This is a genomic window from Chryseobacterium nakagawai (genome assembly GCF_900637665.1).
Classification (GTDB): Bacteria; Bacteroidota; Bacteroidia; order Flavobacteriales; family Weeksellaceae; genus Chryseobacterium; species Chryseobacterium nakagawai.
This window is the reverse complement of the sequence record NZ_LR134386.1, coordinates 2,801,954-2,821,863: the sequence shown is the minus strand read 5'-3', so window position 1 is coordinate 2,821,863 and position 19,910 is coordinate 2,801,954. Positions and strand designations below refer to the sequence as shown.

Here is a 19,910-nt window from a genome sequence, read left to right as displayed (position 1 = left end):
AGAGTTGGTTTCTCCAAAATTTGATTTTGCAAATATAATCATTAAAAATATTGATAAAAGAAAAATATTTAATTAGAAATAATGTAAGAAATATTTTGAAAAGTACGAAAAAGGATTATTTTTGCATTAATTATAAATTGAGTTGAAGAAAATTATCATTTTTTCATTATTTCTATCAGGAATTGTTTCTTATGCGCAAACAGGAACAAATGTGTATCCGTTCTTAAATGTACCTGTATCTGCAAGACAGGCAGCCTTGGGTGGAGATGCAATTTCGATAAGAGATTATGATGTTTCCTTTGCTATTGCAAACCCGGCCCTGTTAAATAAAGATTCAGACAAGCAGCTTTCTGTAAATGCTACGGCTTATCTTGCCGACTCCAAATATGGAACCATTGCGTATGCCAAAGACTTTGAAAATGGTCACATGGCCACTATCAATGCGAGGTATATGAGCTATGGAAGTATTCCGAGAACTGATGAAAGTGGTTTTCAGGATGGAGAGTATAAAGCTTCTGATGTAGCTATTGGCGCCGGATATGCTTACCAGTTTGAAGAAGACTGGACCATTGGTGGAGGGTTAAATTTTGTTACCTCAAAAATAGACAACTATACTTCTTCCGCAATCTCAGGAACTGCTGGAATTACTTACCATAATAAAAAGAACAAAGAAGTTCTTTCCCTTGTATTAAGAAACTTCGGTTTCCAACTGAAATCATTCAATGGAACCCGTGAAAATCTTCCATTTCGAGTGGATATAGGATATACAAGAATATTGAAAAACTTCCCTCTTGCCATTACCATTACGGCACACGATCTTCAGGAGTTTAATATTTCATCGGAATATAATAAGGATGGCCAAAAAGTGAATGCCGGAAGAAAAATTGCCGATCACTTCTCTTTAGGAGCAGAATTATTTCCCGAAAAAAACTTTAATATCAGACTGGGATATAATGTAAAAAGAGGAAATGAACTTGCTGTGGCAGATCAGAGAAACTTTTCAGGACTTTCAGGCGGATTTGGAATTAAAGTTTCAAAATTCCGTATAGATTACGCCCATATAAGATACCACAACTCTTCGAACGTCAATCAGATAGGAATCTCTATGGATCTTTCCAGCCACAGAGGAGAATAGAAAAATTCTTAAATACCTCTTAAAATTTCTTATTAATTCTTGATTTTCTAAAAAAAATCTTGAAATTTGCAGTATGAAAAAACCTGTAATAGCTATCGATGGGTACTCGTCTACCGGAAAAAGTTCTATCTCCAAAATCATTGCTGATAAGCTAGGACTTATTCATATGGATACAGGAGCGCTTTACAGAGGAGTTACCTGGTTTGCTCTGCAACATTGTCTGAATGAAGAAGGCGGAATTGATCTGAAAACTTTATTTTCATCTTTAGATCAGATTCATCTTGAATTTAAAAACAATGACGGAACACTTGTTATTTATCTTAATAATATTGATATTTCTAAGGAGATCCGTACCAATGAAGTTTCCGACAATGTAAGTCTTGTAGCCAAGCAAAAAGAAGTGAGAGATTATTTATTACAATCTCAGCGTTCTATAGCAGAAAAAGGAGGGGTCATCATGGACGGACGTGACATCGGGACAGTAGTTCTGCCAAATGCGGACTATAAGTTCTTTCTTACTGCCAGTATAGATGAAAGAACCAACAGAAGATTTCTCGAATTAAAAGGTCTTGGAATTGAAGCTGATAAAGAACAGGTAAAGCAAAACCTCATTGAAAGAGATAAAATCGACAGTGAACGTGAAATTGCCCCATTGAAGCAGGCTGATGACGCTACAGTAATCGACAATTCTGAGCTTACTAAAGAAGAAACCATAGAACTTATTCTTTCTTACATCGAAAAGATTTAACAATTTTTAATAGGCAGACAGCCTCCTTTGGTATACAAATTGTAAGTTTTATTAGTGTAAAAACTAATCTATTATTAACTATTAAAAAACTTAAAATGTCTAAAAACGGAAAAAATACAGCAGGTATATTGGCAGGACTTCTTGCAGGTGCTGCAGCAGGTGTAATCTTAGGAATGTTATATGCACCTGAAGAAGGAAAAGAAACCAGAAAAAAAATCAAGACTAAAGCAAATGATTTAAAAGATCAGGCTAAAAACAAGTACGGAGAGGTTTCTGAAAAAGTGAAAGACCAATATGGCAATATTTCTTCTACTTTTAAAGAAACAGCTAACAACGTAGCACATACTATGAAAGATGGGTATGACAAATACAAAGATCAGATTGTTTCTAAAACTGCAGATGTAGTAAAGGATGTAGAAGCAGAACTGAATGATCTTAAATCATAAGTAATTTATCTTTTTAAGTAAATTACAGAAAGGAACTTTTGTGCGAAAGTTCCTTTTTTTGTAACTTTAAAAAAAAACAATGATAGAAACTATTAAAGAATACGCCTCGAAGAGAATAGACCTTCTGAAAATTGAAGCTACTGAAAAGTCTTCTCTTTCTGCCGGGCTCATTACCTACTTTGTAGTACTGCTTGTTGCTTTTGCTTTTTTTATTATCCTTTTCAACTTTGGGATTGCTTTTCTTATTGGGAAAGCATTGGATAATTATTCGTACGGGTTCTTAATTGTTGCAGCATTTTATGCTTTGGTAATGGCTTTTGTCATTGCATTTAAAAACAAAATTGTGAATACTGTTGCAGATCAAGTTATTAAATTTTTAAATCATTAAACTATGGGCAGAAAATACGAAAGCATAGAAGAACTAAGAAGAAAGAAAAAACTGCTCCAAGGTGAAATTAGTGATTTGGAAAATCTTCTTACTTTTAAGAATACAAAAGAAAGCCTTAGTGCATTCACCAATGGTCTCAGTGATCAATATCTTCAGGAAAAAGTAGATGAAGACGGTGATGAAAAAGTTGTTCTTAGAAAAGACGTCATTGCCAAGCAACTTACTTCTGAAGTAAAAGACCTTCTGATCAGTAAGAATACGGCTGTAGGACTTGCCAGTTCTGCATTCAAAGGAAATATTGCAGACAGTATTGTAAAGCTCGGAGTTACCGCTATTGTGGGTAATTATGCCAAAAAGAATATGAAAAGTTCTAATTGGAAAAATAAACTCGTTGGAGCAGCTTTGATTTACCTCGCTCCTATTGCATTGAAATTTGTCCGAAAAAAACTGGAAGAATACCAGAAAAACAAGAGCGTTTCCAGCATGGAACAATTGATATAGAAACTTTTATAGGTTTTAGATATCAGATTTCGGATCTATCAGTTGGGAAATCATTTTCCCACTCGAATAATGTCTGAAATCTGATATCCGAAGTCTAAAATCTATTTAGAAAATAATTGTCCTAAAATAATCCCGGCGGCCATTGATACATTCAGGCTTTCTGTAGATTGGGATTTTCCAAACCTTGGGATACTGATGCATTTTTGCAATAGTTTTTCCGTTTCCGGCCTCATTCCGTTTCCTTCATTTCCAAGAATCAAATTTATTTTTTCAGGTTTTTCAAAGGTATAGATGTTGTCTCCATCCATATCTGTTCCTATATTTACATTTTCTGTTTTAGAAAGATAGTCAACAAGATCTGTATAAACCATATTTACTCTTGTAAAGGATCCCATTGTTGCCTGGATCACCTTTGGATTGTAAAAATCTACGGTATCTTCACTACAAATGATCTGTTCTATTCCAAACCAGTCTGCTAACCGAATAATGGTACCCAAATTCCCAGGGTCCTGAATGCCATCCAAAACAAGTTGTATTCTCTTATCGGCCCATGGCTTTTCCTCTGGCAGATGACACACTGCAACAGAATCTTTTGGGGTTTTAAGAAAACTGATTTTTTTTAACTCATTTTCAGAGATATGAGTAATAGGGATATCAGTACGGTCCAATTTTTGCGGATCGGTTGATAATATTTCTTTAACTTTAAAGTTAGAATTGAAAAGTTCACAAATGATTTTATTACCTTCAACCAAAAACAAATTGTATTTTTGTCTGAACTTCTTTTTATCTAAAGATTGTAAAACTTTTATTGTATGAGCTGTAAGCATTATAAGAATTCTCCTCAAAAATATTATAAAATTATCTCATTTGCAACATTTGTTGGTCTCCTTTATGCTTGTAGTACCACAAAAAAGGTTCCAGATGGTGATTATCTGCTTACTAAGAACAATTTTGAATTCGAAGATAAGAAAGAATTTTTTGATGAGGAGCTAAAAGATTATGTTCAGCAGAAGCCTAATAAGAAGCAAATTCTTTTTATGCCTTTAGGCCTTATGTTCTACAATATGGCCAATCCAAAATACGACACCATCCTTAATGAGTATATGACGTACCCCCGTGAAATGAGAGATCAGAAACTGAGAGACTCCTTATTTATTAAGTATAATATGAAAAACAGTGTCGGAAAAAATCTTTTCTTTGACCGTTTATTACATACATGGGGCTCTCCACCTGTTATCCTGGATCAAACCAGAAGTGAAAAAGGAGCAGAATCTATCAAAAAAAGACTCACTTACAGAGGGTACTGGGATGCAGAAGTAAAATACAAGCATAATTTAGACTCGGCTTCTAAAAAAGCAGCGGTAAATTATTTCATCAAACATAATGATCCTACCTACATTAAAGATTACTTTTTTAATATTCCGGATCAGGGCATCAAACAGATTTACAATACTCATCTGAATAAAACGCTTATAAGATCAGGTAAGGTCCTTGACCAAACTGTTCTTGAAAAGGAAGTAACAAGGATTACTGACTTAATGAGAGAATATGGATATTATAAATTCAACAGCACCAATGATGAGGTTTATTTCGTTGCTGACTCTTTAAAAAGCAAAAAACAGGTTCCTCTTACGTTGGAAATCCATAAAGATTCTTTAGATCGTCCTTACAAAAAAGCTACTTTTGGAAATATTGATGTTGCCATCGTAGATGAAGCCAGCGATTATCCTAAAAATACGGTGAAAGACAGTTTAAGAAGGATAAGATTCCATAAAATGAATGATAAATATAAGACATCTTCATTATGGAGAACCATCATTGTAGACAGTAAACAAACTTACGATCAACAGAAACTGGACGTAACAAAGAGAAACCTTCTAACGATGAACAATTTCAGCATCGTAAAAGCAAGAGACTCTCTAAGACGTGGAGGCGTTATCTCCCCTAATGACAGTATTGTAGATGTTTTATATATACTAAAACCTCTTCCTAAGTATGAACTTAAAGTAGGTACAGACCTTAATTATTCTCAGATCCTGAATCTTGGAATTACTCCTTCTGTAGACCTTACTACCCGAAACCTTTTCAGAGGGGCAGAAAACCTTTCTACAAGTCTTTCCGGTACATTTGGATCTATTGCAAGTACGGAAAATACAGATAAAAGGGTTTTAGCGTATGAAATATCAGCTCAGGCATCTCTGAACTTCCCGAGATTGCTATTGCCGTTTAATTATTATAAATTCATTCCTAAAAGATACACTCCTACTTCTTCCATTCTACTGGGAGCTTCTATACAGAATAATATCGGATTGGGAAGAGTTAACTTTAATACTGGATTAAATTATCAGGCCACTGTCAATGAACTGGTGTATCATAAACTGACTTTGTTTAACACCCAGATCAGTTTAACAAAAAATAAAAATGCTTATTATGATTACTTCGTTAACGATGAAGTAGTAAGAAAAGAAATAGTTGCTAACTATTCTGCCCATTACGGAATTGATCTTGAAGAAGATATACTATCCGGAAAAACTACAAAGGATGAAGTCTCTCAGAAAATCATTAATGATGGTGACTACCGAGCTTCTCTTAATCCACAAGGTTTAGATTTACTGACAACATTCAGAGGAAGTCTTATCAATAAAGAAAGACAAACCCAGGATGTCTTTATTTCTTCTATGATTTATAATTTTGTTTACAATGAAATTGGAAAGAAAGATTACCCAAATGCTTTTTATTTTAATGGAAAAGTTGAGCTTGCCGGTAATATTTTAAGTCTATTCAATAAGAAAAGTAATGACGGAGGAGTCATTACGTCTCCGCAAAAAACAATTTTTGGAATTCCTTATGCTCAATTCGTAAAATTCGATATCGATACAAGGAAATATTTCAGGTTTAACGGAAATCAGACCTTAGTGCTTCGTCAGTTCATCGGGGTAGGTATTCCTTATGGAAACTCGGATGACATGCCTATTATTAAATCATATTTCAATGGTGGATCCAACGATATCAGAGCCTGGGTAGCCTTTGGAGGACTAGGACCTGCTGATTCTCAGGTAGACGAAAGAGTACGTGCTTATATGACCAATGATGTAAAACTGACCACCAATATTGAATACAGAATTCCATTTAATAATATGTATGAGGGAGCCCTGTTTACAGATATAGGAAATACCTGGAGTCTCCGTAATCACAATGATGCTCATCAGGATCAATTCAGATTCAATAAGTTCTTGGGGCAAATGGGAGTTGGTAGCGGATTCGGTTTAAGAATAAACGTAGCGTATATTACCCTGAGATTAGATTTTGCCTATAAGATTTTTGATCCGAATAAACCAGAGGGAGACCGATGGAGATTCAAAGCGCTACAGCCTTTCAAACCAACGATTAACTTTGCTTTCGGATATCCTTTCTAATCAGGAGAAACTCCCAAAATAAAATACACTACAGCAATAACACGGGCGAGGATTTCCCTCGCCTGATTTCTATAGAAACTTTCAGGCTTTGTTACATCCTGTGCATCAAAGCCCAATGCATTCATATCATTATTTCTTGCAAAAAATAAAGCACGAAGGTTATGATATCCCTGAGACACAATAATGACATTTTTCTTCTTATAAATATCTTTACAACGAAGAATACTTTTGTAGGTATTAAAGCCTTTAGGATCTTCAACAATAATATCTTCCGGAACACCTTCCTGGTAGATCAGATAGTTTTTCATTGCTGCAGGTTCATTGTACCCTTTACTCTTCTCTCCACTTACAATTATTGTTTTGATCTTTCCATGATGATAAAGAAGGGCAACGGCATCCATCCTCTTAGTAAAATATGGATTAGAAAGGCCTGATCTCATCTTTGGAGAAGTTCCAAGCACCAAAGCAACTTCCCTTGGCGGAATTTTTGAAATTTTGGTATAGGTACGTCCATTGGTGAGCCCAAAAACCCACACATTGCAGAAACATATCACCAAAACTCCTAATTCTAATGATATAAACCCTAAGTTAAATATGTTCCTAATAATTCTCAACTAAGATCAAAGTTAAGCTTTATTTTTTTACTTTTCACTATTGACATGCAAGCTAATATATGTCCCTGCATTTCCTCTTTTTCGGTAAGATATTCATTTTCCAATAGTTCTACTTCTCCTTCTTCCAAAGAACATTCGCAACTTCCGCAGATCCCGGATTTACATGAATAAGGAACCGGGAATTTCTGGAGTAAAAGCTGTTGCAATATTCTATCCTTATTATCAGGAAGTTGGGTAGTGTATTTTTTTCCCAACATCATAAATTCCACTTCTATATTCTCAATAAGTGGAAATTCTTTTTCTATAGGATAAATATCATCATTATATTCTTCAAAAAGTTCAAAATGAATATTTCGCTTTGGAATCCCGTGATGGTAACAGGCGTTTGCCAGCGTTTTAATCATCTCTCCTTTTCCACAGATCAATACTTCATCCACCGCATCCCAGATTGTAGATTCTTCATCAGTATCATCCAAATGTAGAATCTGATTGATAATTAAATTTAATTTCTTTTCATCCAGTCTGCCATAGAAAAACTGATCGGCAGTTTTTTCCTGTGAAAAAAAGTAAAAGATCTGCAGCCTGTCTCCACAGGTTCTGGCAAGATTATCCAACTGATCTCTGTATATTAAATCATCTGAACTTTTGTTTCCAAAGAATAGAAATAATCTTGTTCTTGGTTCGGTATGAAGGATATGCTTAAAATGACTTAAAATAGGAGTAATTCCAATACCGGCAGCAAAAGCAACTATTGTTCTGAACTCACTGGGTTTAGATACTATGGTAAATCTACCGGCAGGTTCACTTATCATTAATTCATCACCTTCATTGTAGTTTTGAAAGAGCTGAGAGGTAGCTCCATCAGGAGCATTAACTTTTATTCCCAAACTTATTTTTCCCTCATAAGGAGCAGAAGTCATTGAATAATCATTAATCACTTCTTCTCCATGTGATTGAAATTTTACACTCACGAACTGCCCGGCATCAAACTTAAAGTTTTCTTTCAAATTCTCCGGAATAATGAATTCCAGAGAAAAAGTATTTTTGGTCAGCTCTACCTTTTTCGCTATTTTTAACGGATGAAACTGTATCAGTTTCCCTTTATAGATTTGTTGTTCCATACTTCAATTCAAAAATAGATAAAAAATAATTTATGAAGAAGATAATTTTATCAACGTTAATCCTTACTGCTCTTTACAGCTGCAAGAAAGAGACTTCAAAAGTTGAAAGCAATACTACTCCTACGGATTCAGTTACCGTAAAAGAAAGTACAACGGATCAGGCAGGTACGTATATTCCCAAAGAACTTTCTCCTGAAAATGTAAGTCAGCATTTGGCTAAGAACAATGACACATTATATGTTACCAATTTTTTTGCAACGTGGTGTGGCCCTTGTATCAGAGAAATCCCAAGTTTTAAAAATAAAATGCAGGAATTAAAAGATAAACCTGTAAAATTTACCTTCGTAAACCTTGATGACAAAGCAGATTGGGATACCAAAGTGAAAGATTTTGTGGCAGAACACAATCTTGGGGCTAATGTCATTCTACTGGATGGAGAAAAGTTAGATCCTAATTTCTTCTCCAAGAACTTCAAGCAATGGAATGGAGGTTCAATTCCTTTTACCTTCATGAGAAAAGGAAATCAAACAGAGGAATATTTAGGAATGATGACAGAGGAAGTTTTGAACTCTAAAATCGATGCTTTTCTAAAATAAAATACATCTTTCTGAATCATGTCAAAAAGATTTAAAATCCTGTGTTTATTATTAACCATTGCAATCACTGGAGGCGCGATTGTTAATTTGAATACAGGATTTTTGAGTTTAAGCCTTCAAGATTTCTTTCATGATTCTGCACAGAGTCAAATTGCAGAAATTCGTATTAACCGGGTCCTTGTTATGCTGTTGGCAGGAATTTCAATTCCTACATCAGGTTTTCTGATGCAGGAATATTTTCAAAATCCACTAGCAGGGCCTGATATTCTTGGAATCACTTCGGTTGCCAGTTTATCTGTAGCATTTTATATTTTCTTTTCCCATAATATTCTGCTTCCGGAATTTCTCCAAAACAGTTTTCTTAGCTTATCGGCTATTGGCGGAAGTTTATTATTAATGCTGATTCTGTTATCCATGTCCAATAAATTTCAGGACAAATCCTATCTTATTATTTTTGGTTTTTTAGTATCTGCCTTTGCGGGAGCAATCGTTTCATTGTTACAATTTTATGCAGAGAATCAAAGTCTTAAAAACTATATATTATGGTCTTTTGGAGCTAATAATATGGTCACCAGAAATCAAATCTATGTGTTATTCATTTTAGTATTGATAGGATTGTTTTTCTGTTTTAAATCTATAAAACCATTAATAGGAAATTCATTAGGAACTTCATATGCGCAGAGTTTGGGAGTTAATCTAAAGCATTTAAAACTTTTAATAATTATAGCTTCTTCTCTCCTGTCAGCATCTATTACTGCTTTTTTAGGGCCTATCCTCTTTATAGGAATTATTGTTCCTCACTTTTGCCGACTGATCTATAACCCTTCCAAATTATGGCAGCAGTGGATCTTAAATATGTTTCTGGGAATGCTGGTTATGTTATTTTTCTCTGTGATAGCAGAAAAAACACAGATTCCACTAAATGTAATAAGTTCTGTCTTTGGAATTCCTGTGATCTTGTTGATGCTTTTGAAACAGAATAAGGCTTAATTTTTTTATTGGAGACGCGGAGGCGTAAGTTTTTTGCCTGCTTCATGCTTTAAGGCGCAAAGATTTTATCTACGATAAAATTGAATACAGTAATATATATTTAAATTCAAAATTGCACGCATAGAAACCTATTTGGTATTGATAGCTCTTTTGAAGTAGAATAAAGTGTGATTTTGTTGGAAAATGCAAAGACGCAAGGTTATTGACCGGCATTATGCTTAAAATCTCTCCCCAGATTCGGTAGATAACACAGATATTTATGAATAATTTCATACCTTTCTAAATATTTATGATAAGATGAAATTTTTTCCTTTATGTCATTCCATGGGAATCTAAGCCTACATTGTAGAGATATTTTCAGCATGATAAAAATAGAGTAAAAAACAAACTTAGTTATTAGATCTCCAATAGTAATTCAAACTATGAAAATTAGAATATCCCAAAAACAATTGATTATTACACACATAATTTTGTTTGCAATAAGTTTTGCTTTTCTAGAGTATTCTAAAATGTTCAGAATGAATAAAGTATTTCATTGGATTTATTCTTGGGGGCATAATTGGTGGCTGATGGTTGCTTTTCCTTGTTTCTTTTGGGGATCTCTCATTTTAGGAAGCTATAGTTTATGGAAAATCAAGAAAAATAAATTTACATATTTCTTATTTAGCATTCTTCCTTTAATTATTTTTTTAACTCTTCTTTCTTTTTAAGCATGTACCTAAAAATCAAACAAGCCAATATCGGATATAATACAACATTAATTTCAAATGCTAATGCGGAATTGAAACTTGGCGATGTGTGTTTATTGATTGGGAATAATGGTGTAGGGAAAACGACTCTAATCAAATCTATTCTTCACCAGATTCCTTTGCTGAATGGAGATATTTTAATTCATAGTAAGAATGTAAAAAAACTTTCCGTAAAAGAAATTGCAGAGAGTATTGCCATTGTTTTTTCAAAATCAATTATTCCACAGCATTACACAGTAGAAGACCTTATTTCATTAGGAAAATACATCTACTACCCTTTTTATTTTGAATTGAAGAAGGAAGATCGTGAAGAGGTTGCTCACATTATTGAGGAACTGGAGCTCGGACAATACAAATATACGCTCCTTAAAAACCTTTCAGATGGAAACCTTCAAAAAGCATTTATCGGACGTGCTATTACCCAAAACTCTCCTGTTATTATTCTGGATGAACCGACTACCCATTTAGATGAGAAAAATAAGATCATTATTTTGAAAACCTTGAGAAAGCTGGCAAAGGAACAAAACAAACTTATCTTATTTTCTTCACATGACTGGCGTCTGGCTAAGGAGTTTGCTGATAAAATATGGTATGTAAAAGACACACAGCTTTATTCAGGAATTGTGGAGGACGTATTGCTTCAGCATGATGAGCTTACCAATGTTTCATTATTTCAAATACATGAGAATTTTATTCCACCACATATCTCTGCACCGCAGGTTCAGAAGGAAATGCTCTATTCTTTGCTTCAAAAAAACTTCTCAAAAGACCTTTCTTATCTTCATTTTGAATTTCAGGACAGTTTTTGGGTAATTACTAACGATTCCCAGAAACTACAATGCGAATCCTTCGAAGAAATCGTAAATTTCATTGAAAACATTTATTAATCAATAGGTTTCTTTAATTATTTCACATACTATGCATGCATAGTATTATGCAAATCATACAATTTAACTGTTTTATTATCAACTTATTAACAAAATTTAACGTTAATAAATATTATGCATGCATAATATTTACTAAATTTGGGTAAAACCATTGGCGCAAAAATGATGGATAATAATAAGGAAAAAATAGAAAACGTAGATTTAATTTTAAAGCAGACCTGGTTGGCTGTTTCTAAAATGTACACAGAATTGGCTCAGGAACATGATTCCACAGCAGTACAAGCCCTAACCCTTCTTAAAATTGATCCCAAAGAAGGTACGAGAAGTACAAATCTTGGACCTAAAATGGCCATTGAACCCACTTCCCTAACGAGAATCATTAAACTTTTGGAAGATAATGGATATATCTATAAGGAGAAAACCACCACGGATAAAAGAGAGGTGATTATCAAACTTACCGATAAAGGGTTAAATTCCAGAAACATGTCAAAAGAAGTCGTTGTCAACTTTAATAAAAAGGTAATGGAAAAGATCAGCCCGGAAAAGATGGATGCTTTCAAAGATGTCATGACTGAGATCATGAAAATAGCCAATGAGCTGCTCAATAACAGAAAATAAAATTATTATGAACTGCACGGTTCATATAACCTTATAAATAATAAAAAAATAGATATGAAAAGAAGAATCAAACACGTAACAGTTCTTGGTTCAGGAATTATGGGTAGCGGTATCGCAGCTCACTTCGCCAACATTGGTGTGGAAGTGTCACTTTTGGATATTGTACCTTTTGAATTGACTGAAGCTGAGCAGAAAAAAGGTTTGACCAAAGAAGACAAGGCAGTAAGAAACAGAATTGCTGCTGAGAACTTCGAAAAACTTAAAAAAGCAAGCCCTGCACTTCTTTATTCACCAAAGTTTGCAGACAGAATCAAAATTGGAAACTTCGATGATGATTTACCAAAAATAAAAAATACGGACTGGATTATTGAAGTAGTTGTTGAAAGACTTGACATTAAAAAGTCTGTATACGAAAAAATTGAGCAGTTCAGAAAACCGGGAACATTAATTTCTTCCAATACATCAGGAATTCCTATCCACTTCTTGACAGAAGGAAGAAGCGAAGATTTCAAAAAATACTTTGCAGGAACTCACTTCTTCAACCCGGTAAGATATCTTCCTCTTCTTGAGATTATTCCAACAAACGATACAGATCCGGAAATCATAGATTTCTATATGAATTATGGGGCTAAATTCTTAGGTAAAACTACCGTTTTAGCAAAAGATACTCCAGCGTTCATTGCTAACAGAATCGGGGTATTCTCTATGATGGATCTACTTCACAATGTACAAAAATTAGGACTTACGGTTTCTGACGTTGATAAATTAACAGGTCCTGTAATCGGACGTCCAAAATCGGCAACTTTCAGAACTGCTGACGTGGTAGGTCTTGATACTTTAGTTATGGTAGCCAACGGTGTTCGCCAAAGCGGTGCTGAAGCGAATGACTTTAATGATGTATTTGCTCTTCCTCCTTATATCCAGAAAATGATGGATAATAAATGGTTGGGTTCAAAAACTGAACAGGGATTCTATAAAAAAGTGAAAAACGCAGATGGAAAATCTGAAATTCACGGATTGAATCTTGATACACTGGAATATGAGCTTCAAGGAAAATCTTCATTCCCTACTTTAGAATTAACAAAGTCTATTGATAAACCAATTGACCGATTCAAAGTATTGATCGGAGGTAAAGATAAAGCAGGTGAACTATACAGAAAATCATTAGGTGCATTATTCGCTTATGTTTCTCATAAAGTTCCTGAAATTTCCGATGAAGTTTATAAAATAGATGACGCTATGAGAGCAGGTTTCGGATGGGAAAATGGTCCATTTGAAATCTGGGATGCTGTAGGTGTTCAAAAAGGTATTGAATTAGCAAAAGACGCAGGTTATGAAGTTTCTGACTGGGTTAAAAATGTAGAAACTTTCTATAAAGTTAATGATGAAGGACAAAGTATCTATGTTGATAAAAATTCAGGAGAATACAACAAAATCCCTGGACAGGATGCTTTCATTATTCTTGATAACATCAGAAAAAACAAAACACTTTGGAGCAATTCAGGCGCTGCAATTTTAGATTTAGGTGATGGTATTATCAACTTCGAGATCCGTTCTAAAATGAATTCTCTTGGCGGCGAAGTTTTAGATGGATTAAATAGAGCTATTGATTTAGCAGAAAAAGAATACGATGGATTAGTAGTAGGAAACCAAGGAGCTAACTTCTCTGTAGGAGCTAATCTGGCTATGATCCTAATGATGGCTATTGAGCAAGATTGGGATGATTTGAATATGGCGATTGCTTATTTCCAGAAATCAATGATGAGAGTACGCTATTCCTCTATTCCTGTAGTCGTTGCGCCTCACGGAATGACCTTAGGAGGAGGATGTGAAATGACAATGCACGCAGACAGAGTAGTTGCCGCCGCAGAAACTTATATCGGACTGGTAGAAACCGGAGTGGGTGTAATTCCTGGTGGTGGTGGTACTAAAGAACTTACTTTAAGAACTTCCAGAGAATTCCACAGTGACGATGTTAAAAACAACAGACTTCGTGATGCATTCATGAATATTGCTATGGGTAAAGTAGCTACTTCGGCATATGAAGCTTACGATATGGGAATCCTTGAAAAAGGGAAAGATATTGTTTCTGTAAGCAAAAACAGACAGATTGCTGAAGCTAAAAAAGTTGTAAAACTATTGGCTGAACAGGGCTATACTCAACCTATCGAGCAAAAGGTAAAAGTTTTGGGTAGAGATGCATTAGGAATGTTCTACGTAGGAACAGATCAGATGTTAACAGGAAAATATATCTCCGAGCACGACAAGAAAATTGCAGACAAGTTAGCCAACGTAATGGTAGGTGGAAACTTATCTGAACCTACAGTAGTTACCGAACAATACTTATTGAACCTTGAAAGAGAAACATTCCTTCAGCTTTGTGGTGAAAGAAAAACTTTGGAAAGAATTCAGTATATGTTACAAAATGGGAAACCACTTAGAAACTAAAGGCGAGCTCCGGAGGAGCGAACTGTTAATAGCTATAGAATAATTTTAAAAGATTAGAGAGCCTCGTAGAGGCGACCTGTTAGTTTTTATGGCCAATACTTATACACAGATTTATATTCAAATTGTCTTTGCAGTAAAAGGAAGACAAAACCTGATCTCAAAAGAAAACAGAGAAGAATTACATAAATTAATTACAGGTATTGTATCTAATAGAAATCAAAAATTATTTGCAGTTTTTGCAATGCCTGACCATGTTCATGTACTTGTAAGTATGAATCCGACAATGTCAGTTTCAGATTTAGTAAGAGATATTAAAGCAGGATCTTCAAAATTCATCAATGAAAAAAGATGGATGAATGGAAAGTTCAATTGGCAGGAAGGATACGGAGCTTTTTCTTATTCTAAAAGTAGTGTTGATTCGGTTGTAAAATATATTTTAAATCAGGAGGATCATCATAAAAAGAAAACTTTTAGAGAAGAATATTTGGATTTTATGTCAAAATTTGAAATTGAATATGATCCAAAATATTTATTTGAATGGACTGAAGATTAACAGGTCGCTCCTACGGAGCTCCACAAATTGCAAAACAATATAACTATAAACAGTTTACCTCTACGAGGCAAAAATCTTTCAAAAACAATTTAATTAAACAAAAATGAAAACAGCATACATCGTAAAAGGATTTAGATCAGCAGTAGGAAAAGCGCCAAAAGGTTCCCTACGCTTTACACGTCCTGACGTAATGGCAGCAACAGTTATTGAAAAGTTAATGGCTGAGCTTCCACAATTAGATAAAAACAGAATTGATGACCTTATTGTAGGAAATGCAATGCCTGAGGCAGAGCAAGGATTAAACGTAGCCCGTTTGATATCTCTGATGGGTCTAAATACAGATAAAGTTCCGGGAGTAACCGTAAACAGATACTGTGCTTCAGGAAGTGAGGCTATTGCAATTGCTTCTGCAAAGATACAGGCTGGAATGGCAGATTGTATCATTGCAGGAGGTACAGAATCTATGTCTTATATCCCGATGGGTGGTTACAAACCGGTTCCAGAAACGGATATCGCTAAAACAAACCCTGATTATTATTGGGGAATGGGTTACACTGCTGAAGAAGTAGCAAAACAGTACAATATTAGCAGAGAAGAACAAGATCAGTTTGCATTTGAATCTCATATGAAGGCTTTAAAAGCTAACCAGGAGGGAAAATTTGCCAACCAGATTGTTCCGATCCCTGTAGAATATAATTTCCTTGATGAAAATCAGAAGATTCAGACGAAGAAATTTGATTTCTCGGTAGATGAAGGTCCAAGAGCTGATACTTCTCTAGCAGGTTTAGCGAAACTTAGACCTGTTTTCGCTAACGGAGGGAGCGTAACTGCCGGAAACTCTTCTCAGATGAGTGATGGTGCTGCTTTTGTCATGGTAATGAGCGAGGAAATGGTAAAAGAATTAGGTCTTGAGCCGGAAGCAAGATTAGTAGCTTATGCAGCAGCAGGTCTTGAGCCAAGAATTATGGGAATGGGGCCTATCTATGCTATTCCAAAAGCATTGAAACAAGCTGGTCTTGAATTAAAAGATATTGAATTAATCGAATTAAACGAAGCATTTGCATCACAATCAGTGGCGATCAAAAAAGAGCTAGGTTTAAATCCTGATATCTTAAACGTAAACGGAGGAGCAATCGCTCTTGGTCACCCACTTGGATGTACAGGAACAAAATTGACCGTACAACTTCTTGACGAAATGAGAAGACGTGGGAACAAATACGGAATGGTTTCTATGTGTGTGGGAACCGGACAAGGAGCGGCTTCAATTTTTGAACTACTATAGACAAATAGATAATAGACGGAGAGATAATAAACATAGTTCAACATCTATCATCTGTCTATTTACTAAAAGTCTCAAAAACCAAAGAAGCAAACATGAGTGATTTTAAAAGACATAATTTCAAGAAGCTTAAAATTTGGCAACTGGCTTTAGAATTATCAAAAAATGCATTAGATCTTACCGATACTTTTCCAACTTATGAAAAATATGGTTTGAAAAGTCAAATGGACAGATGTGCAATTTCAATTCCATCCAATATAGCTGAAGGTTCAAGCAGAACGAATAAGTCTTTTAGTCATTTTCTGGATATTTCTTTAGGCTCATCATTTGAATTACAAACACAAATATTGTTAGCCAATCACAGAAAATATTTATCTGACGAAAAAGGGGAAATCTTTGAACTTAAAATTGAGGAATTTCAAAAAGCAACAATGGTGTTTCAGAATACTTTAAATAAAGATTAATTAAGAGAATAGATCAATAATAGACAGAGAGATAATAGACAAGATTCAACATCTATCATCTATACGTCTATTATCTAAAAGTCTCAAAAAAATAAAAAATAAAATAATATATGGCTACATTAAAAGGAGGTGAATTCCTGATCAAGGAAATTCCTGCAAATGAAATTTTCAGTCTTGAAGAACTGAGTGAAGAACAAAAAATGCTTCGCGATTCTGCGAAAGAATTTATAGATAGAGAAGTTGTTCCACAACATGATCGTTTTGAGAAAAAGGATTATGCATTGACTGAAGAGAAAATGCGTCAATTAGGAGAAATGGGACTTTTGGGAATTACTGTCCCTGAAGAATATGGAGGTCTTGGAATGGGATTTGTGAGTACAATGTTGGCTTGTGATTACGTTTCAGGTGGAAATGGATCATTAGCAACAGCTTATGGAGCGCATACAGGAATAGGAACACTTCCTACTCTCCTTTACGGAACTGAGGAATTAAAAAAGAAATATCTTCCGGATTTAGCGAACGGAACAAAATTTGGTGCTTATTGTTTGACTGAACCGGATGCGGGTTCTGATGCCAATTCAGGAAAAACCAGAGCAAAATTGTCAGATGATGGAAAACATTATATCATCAACGGTCAAAAAATGTGGATTTCCAATGCAGGTTTTGCTGATACTTTCACTCTGTTTGCTAAAATTGATGATGATAAAAACATCACCGGGTTCGTCATCAACCGTTCTGAACTGGAAAACCCTGAAAGCTTAACTTTTGGAGAAGAAGAGCATAAATTAGGGATTCGTTCCTCTTCTACCCGCCAGGTTTTCTTCAATGATATGAAAGTTCCTGTAGAAAATATGTTGGGTGAAAGAAATAATGGTTTTAAAATCGCTTTGAATGCATTAAATGTTGGTAGAATTAAATTGGCTGCAGCAAATCTTGACGGACAAAGAAGAATTTTAAACCACTCTATTCAATATTCAAATGAAAGAAAACAATTCGGAGTTTCGATCTCTACTTTCGGAGCGATCAGAAAGAAGCTTGCTGAAATGTCAACCGGAGTTTTCGTAAGTGAAGCAGGTTCATACCGTTTAGCAAAAAATGTTGAAGATAAAATCGAAGAATTAGTTTCCGGAGGAATGGATCATCAGCAAGCTGAATTAAAAGGGGTTGAAGAATTTGCAGTAGAAGCTTCTATCCTTAAAGTTTTTGTATCTGATCTTACCCAAAATACTGCCGATGAAGGAATTCAGATTTATGGTGGAATGGGATTCTCTGAAGATACTCCAATGGAATCTGCCTGGAGAGATGCGAGAATTGGAAGAATCTATGAAGGAACGAACGAAATCAACAGATTATTAGCAGTAGGAATGCTTATTAAAAGAGCGATGAAAGGTGAATTAGACCTTTTATCTCCTGCAATGGCTATCAGCAAAGAATTGATGGGTATTCCTTCATTTGAAGTTCCTGATTATTCAGAATTCATGAGTGAAGAGAAAGCTATTATCGCTAATCTTAAGAAAGTATTCCTAATGGTTTCCGGAGCAGCTCTTCAAAAATACATGATGGATATTGAAAAGCAACAACACTTATTATTGAATGCTTCTGAGATCCTTAACCAGATCTATATGGCAGAATCTGCAGTATTAAGAGCTGAGAAACACTTCTCTCCTGACTCTGTAGAAGCAGCCATGGCTCAATTGAACCTTTACAAAGCTGTTGAAAAGATCATCGTAGCTGCTAAGGAAGGAATCATTTCTTTCGCTGAAGGAGATGAGCAGAGAATGATGCTTTCAGGATTAAGAAGATTCACTAAGTATACTAATCATCCAAATGTAGTAGCATTAACTGAGAAGGTGGCTGCTCACTATATTGAAAAAGGAACTTATTAGTCTTTATAACATAAATTTGATTTCAAAACGTCCCATTTTGGGGCGTTTTTTCTTTAATCCAAATATTAATAGTATGTTCATTTCAACTTTATAGAATTTTAGATTTCAATATTTTTTACTAAATTTAGTATAACTAAAGCCACTAACTCAAAATACGAACTTATGGGAAAATTTATTATTTCTAAAAGAACCAATGGTGATTTTCAATTTAATCTGAAGGCAGGAAACGGTCAGGTAATTTTAACAAGCCAGGGATACAGCACAAAACCGTCCTGTGAGAGCGGAATCAATTCTATAAAGATCAATTCTCAGGAAGATGCCAAATTTGAAAGAAATACTGCCAGGGATGGCAGATGTTATTTTAACCTTAAAGCCGGAAACGGACAAATCATCGGAACCAGCCAAATGTATGAATCTGATAACGGCATGGAAAACGGAATAGAATCTGTAAAAAACAATGCTCCCAATGCTCCTGTAGAGGATGAAACAAATTTCTAGATTATTACGAAATAATCTTCACAAAAATGTCTTATATTTTTAAGGCATTTTTTATTTTTGTACTCTATTTTCATAGAAAAATGACAAAAGAAGAATTACTCAATAAAGCTATAAAGATTGCCGATAAGGCTCATAAAGGACAAACTGATAAATACCACGCTCCTTATATTGCCCACGTTATGCGTGTCATGGAATATGGTAAAACAATTGATGAAAAAATCGTTGGTGTGCTGCATGATGTTGTAGAAGATCATCCATTGGAATTCAGCCTTGATTATTTAAGAGCAGAAGGATTTCCCGAATACATTATTTTCGCCATCAGCTGCCTTACCAAATTCGATCCGGAAGAAGACTATGATGAATTCATTAAAAGAACAGAAAGATCCCTTCTTGCGGTCGCAGTAAAAATTAATGATCTTCGTGATAATATGGATCTTAGAAGAGTAAACCGAGAACTTACTCCTAAAGACATTAAAAGGTTTAATAAATATCTTAAAGCCTATCGTTATCTTATAGAGAAATATTAATAAAAAACACACAAATGACTAATAACCTGCCCAAAATTTCAACTGC

21 protein-coding genes are annotated in these 19,910 nt (G+C 34.7%); 18 read left to right on the top strand and 3 right to left on the bottom strand.

The window, feature by feature from the left end; all coding sequences use genetic code 11:
- Window positions 1-142 precede the first annotated feature (142 nt).
- The 5 genes from porQ (at window position 143) to EL260_RS12740 (ending at window position 3,218) form a co-directional block, all read left to right on the top strand.
- Window positions 143-1,135 carry a type IX secretion system protein PorQ gene (gene porQ, locus EL260_RS12760; RefSeq protein WP_123855715.1) on the top strand — a complete coding sequence of 331 codons (993 nt, stop codon included), beginning with the start codon at window positions 143-145 and terminating at the stop codon, window positions 1,133-1,135.
- Between the two features lie 73 nt (window positions 1,136-1,208).
- Window positions 1,209-1,883 carry a (d)CMP kinase gene (gene cmk / locus EL260_RS12755; RefSeq protein WP_123855714.1) on the top strand — a complete coding sequence of 225 codons (675 nt, stop codon included), beginning with the start codon at window positions 1,209-1,211 and terminating at the stop codon, window positions 1,881-1,883.
- A 95-nt stretch (window positions 1,884-1,978) separates the two neighbouring features.
- The gene (locus tag EL260_RS12750; protein ID WP_123855713.1) at window positions 1,979-2,329 is read left to right on the top strand and encodes a YtxH domain-containing protein; all 351 of its coding nucleotides are present in this window, start codon (window positions 1,979-1,981) and stop codon (window positions 2,327-2,329) included.
- Window positions 2,330-2,408: 79 nt separating this feature from the next.
- Window positions 2,409-2,717 carry a phage holin family protein gene (locus EL260_RS12745; protein WP_047496002.1) on the top strand — a complete coding sequence of 103 codons (309 nt, stop codon included), beginning with the start codon at window positions 2,409-2,411 and terminating at the stop codon, window positions 2,715-2,717.
- Window positions 2,718-2,720: 3 nt separating this feature from the next.
- On the top strand, window positions 2,721-3,218 hold the full coding sequence (locus tag EL260_RS12740) for a phosphoribosyl-ATP pyrophosphatase (RefSeq protein ID WP_123855712.1): 498 nt from the start codon (window positions 2,721-2,723) through the stop codon (window positions 3,216-3,218).
- Window positions 3,219-3,319: 101 nt separating this feature from the next.
- On the opposite strand, the gene EL260_RS12735 is transcribed toward EL260_RS12740, so the two are convergent.
- On the bottom strand, window positions 3,320-4,045 hold the full coding sequence (locus EL260_RS12735; RefSeq protein ID WP_123855711.1) for a TrmH family RNA methyltransferase: 726 nt from the start codon (window positions 4,043-4,045) through the stop codon (window positions 3,320-3,322).
- Here EL260_RS12735 and tamL point away from each other — a divergent pair.
- Window positions 4,031-6,634, top strand: coding sequence for a translocation and assembly module lipoprotein TamL (tamL, locus tag EL260_RS12730; protein ID WP_123855710.1), 2,604 nt, complete (start codon window positions 4,031-4,033; stop codon window positions 6,632-6,634). The two genes, EL260_RS12735 and tamL, sit on opposite strands and share 15 nt — an antisense overlap.
- Here the strand turns inward: tamL and EL260_RS12725 are convergent.
- On the bottom strand, window positions 6,631-7,230 hold the full coding sequence (locus tag EL260_RS12725; RefSeq protein ID WP_394343546.1) for a SanA/YdcF family protein: 600 nt from the start codon (window positions 7,228-7,230) through the stop codon (window positions 6,631-6,633). The genes tamL and EL260_RS12725 overlap by 4 nt on opposite strands.
- A gap of 14 nt (window positions 7,231-7,244) precedes the next feature.
- A complete protein-coding gene (locus EL260_RS12720) occupies window positions 7,245-8,369 on the bottom strand; it encodes a ferredoxin--NADP reductase (protein WP_123855708.1) in 1,125 nt (374 codons plus the stop codon).
- Window positions 8,370-8,401: 32 nt separating this feature from the next.
- Between EL260_RS12720 and EL260_RS12715 the strand changes: the two genes are divergently transcribed.
- From EL260_RS12715 to EL260_RS12660, 12 genes are all read left to right on the top strand, one after another.
- Window positions 8,402-8,965, top strand: a complete 564-nt coding sequence (locus EL260_RS12715) for a TlpA family protein disulfide reductase (RefSeq protein WP_123855707.1) — start codon at window positions 8,402-8,404, stop codon at window positions 8,963-8,965.
- Between the two features lie 18 nt (window positions 8,966-8,983).
- Window positions 8,984-9,955 (top strand): iron ABC transporter permease, encoded by a 972-nt coding sequence (locus tag EL260_RS12710; protein ID WP_185145909.1) that lies wholly within the window; start codon window positions 8,984-8,986, stop codon window positions 9,953-9,955.
- 518 nt (window positions 9,956-10,473) lie between these two features.
- Window positions 10,474-10,665 carry a hypothetical protein gene (locus EL260_RS12705; protein WP_126367217.1) on the top strand — a complete coding sequence of 64 codons (192 nt, stop codon included), beginning with the start codon at window positions 10,474-10,476 and terminating at the stop codon, window positions 10,663-10,665.
- 2 nt (window positions 10,666-10,667) lie between these two features.
- Complete coding sequence (locus EL260_RS12700) at window positions 10,668-11,591, top strand: ABC transporter ATP-binding protein (protein ID WP_123855705.1); 924 nt, start codon at window positions 10,668-10,670, stop codon at window positions 11,589-11,591.
- Window positions 11,592-11,756: 165 nt separating this feature from the next.
- Window positions 11,757-12,209 (top strand): MarR family winged helix-turn-helix transcriptional regulator, encoded by a 453-nt coding sequence (locus EL260_RS12695; protein WP_123860527.1) that lies wholly within the window; start codon window positions 11,757-11,759, stop codon window positions 12,207-12,209.
- Window positions 12,210-12,263: 54 nt separating this feature from the next.
- Entirely contained in the window at window positions 12,264-14,657 is a 2,394-nt protein-coding gene (locus EL260_RS12690; RefSeq protein WP_123855704.1) for a 3-hydroxyacyl-CoA dehydrogenase/enoyl-CoA hydratase family protein, read from the top strand.
- Between the two features lie 88 nt (window positions 14,658-14,745).
- Window positions 14,746-15,210, top strand: a complete 465-nt coding sequence (gene tnpA, locus EL260_RS12685; RefSeq protein ID WP_123855703.1) for an IS200/IS605 family transposase — start codon at window positions 14,746-14,748, stop codon at window positions 15,208-15,210.
- A 103-nt stretch (window positions 15,211-15,313) separates the two neighbouring features.
- Window positions 15,314-16,492, top strand: a complete 1,179-nt coding sequence (locus tag EL260_RS12680; protein ID WP_123855702.1) for an acetyl-CoA C-acyltransferase — start codon at window positions 15,314-15,316, stop codon at window positions 16,490-16,492.
- A 92-nt stretch (window positions 16,493-16,584) separates the two neighbouring features.
- Window positions 16,585-16,953 carry a four helix bundle protein gene (locus EL260_RS12675; RefSeq protein WP_123855701.1) on the top strand — a complete coding sequence of 123 codons (369 nt, stop codon included), beginning with the start codon at window positions 16,585-16,587 and terminating at the stop codon, window positions 16,951-16,953.
- Window positions 16,954-17,063: 110 nt separating this feature from the next.
- The gene (locus EL260_RS12670) at window positions 17,064-18,839 is read left to right on the top strand and encodes an acyl-CoA dehydrogenase family protein (protein ID WP_123855700.1); all 1,776 of its coding nucleotides are present in this window, start codon (window positions 17,064-17,066) and stop codon (window positions 18,837-18,839) included.
- A 162-nt stretch (window positions 18,840-19,001) separates the two neighbouring features.
- Complete coding sequence (locus tag EL260_RS12665; protein WP_123855699.1) at window positions 19,002-19,337, top strand: YegP family protein; 336 nt, start codon at window positions 19,002-19,004, stop codon at window positions 19,335-19,337.
- Between the two features lie 80 nt (window positions 19,338-19,417).
- A complete protein-coding gene (locus EL260_RS12660) occupies window positions 19,418-19,864 on the top strand; it encodes a phosphohydrolase (RefSeq protein WP_123855698.1) in 447 nt (148 codons plus the stop codon).
- The last annotated feature ends 46 nt before the right edge of the window (window positions 19,865-19,910 follow it).

Bases quoted from the DNA above. Each gene is read 5' to 3' on its own strand.
- cmk (WP_123855714.1), top strand. From the start codon at position 1,209: ATGAAAAAACCTGTAATAGCTATCGATGGGTACTCGTCTACCGGAAAA.
- EL260_RS12750 (WP_123855713.1), top strand. From the start codon at position 1,979: ATGTCTAAAAACGGAAAAAATACAGCAGGTATATTGGCAGGACTTCTT.
- EL260_RS12745 (WP_047496002.1), top strand. From the start codon at position 2,409: ATGATAGAAACTATTAAAGAATACGCCTCGAAGAGAATAGACCTTCTG.
- EL260_RS12740 (WP_123855712.1), top strand. From the start codon at position 2,721: ATGGGCAGAAAATACGAAAGCATAGAAGAACTAAGAAGAAAGAAAAAA.
- tamL (WP_123855710.1), top strand. From the start codon at position 4,031: ATGAGCTGTAAGCATTATAAGAATTCTCCTCAAAAATATTATAAAATT.
- EL260_RS12735 (WP_123855711.1), bottom strand. From the start codon at position 4,045: ATGCTTACAGCTCATACAATAAAAGTTTTACAATCTTTAGATAAAAAG.
- EL260_RS12720 (WP_123855708.1), bottom strand. From the start codon at position 8,369: ATGGAACAACAAATCTATAAAGGGAAACTGATACAGTTTCATCCGTTA.
- EL260_RS12715 (WP_123855707.1), top strand. From the start codon at position 8,402: ATGAAGAAGATAATTTTATCAACGTTAATCCTTACTGCTCTTTACAGC.
- EL260_RS12710 (WP_185145909.1), top strand. From the start codon at position 8,984: ATGTCAAAAAGATTTAAAATCCTGTGTTTATTATTAACCATTGCAATC.
- EL260_RS12705 (WP_126367217.1), top strand. From the start codon at position 10,474: ATGAATAAAGTATTTCATTGGATTTATTCTTGGGGGCATAATTGGTGG.
- EL260_RS12700 (WP_123855705.1), top strand. From the start codon at position 10,668: ATGTACCTAAAAATCAAACAAGCCAATATCGGATATAATACAACATTA.
- EL260_RS12695 (WP_123860527.1), top strand. From the start codon at position 11,757: ATGGATAATAATAAGGAAAAAATAGAAAACGTAGATTTAATTTTAAAG.
- EL260_RS12690 (WP_123855704.1), top strand. From the start codon at position 12,264: ATGAAAAGAAGAATCAAACACGTAACAGTTCTTGGTTCAGGAATTATG.
- tnpA (WP_123855703.1), top strand. From the start codon at position 14,746: ATGGCCAATACTTATACACAGATTTATATTCAAATTGTCTTTGCAGTA.
- EL260_RS12680 (WP_123855702.1), top strand. From the start codon at position 15,314: ATGAAAACAGCATACATCGTAAAAGGATTTAGATCAGCAGTAGGAAAA.
- EL260_RS12675 (WP_123855701.1), top strand. From the start codon at position 16,585: ATGAGTGATTTTAAAAGACATAATTTCAAGAAGCTTAAAATTTGGCAA.
- EL260_RS12670 (WP_123855700.1), top strand. From the start codon at position 17,064: ATGGCTACATTAAAAGGAGGTGAATTCCTGATCAAGGAAATTCCTGCA.
- EL260_RS12665 (WP_123855699.1), top strand. From the start codon at position 19,002: ATGGGAAAATTTATTATTTCTAAAAGAACCAATGGTGATTTTCAATTT.
- EL260_RS12660 (WP_123855698.1), top strand. From the start codon at position 19,418: ATGACAAAAGAAGAATTACTCAATAAAGCTATAAAGATTGCCGATAAG.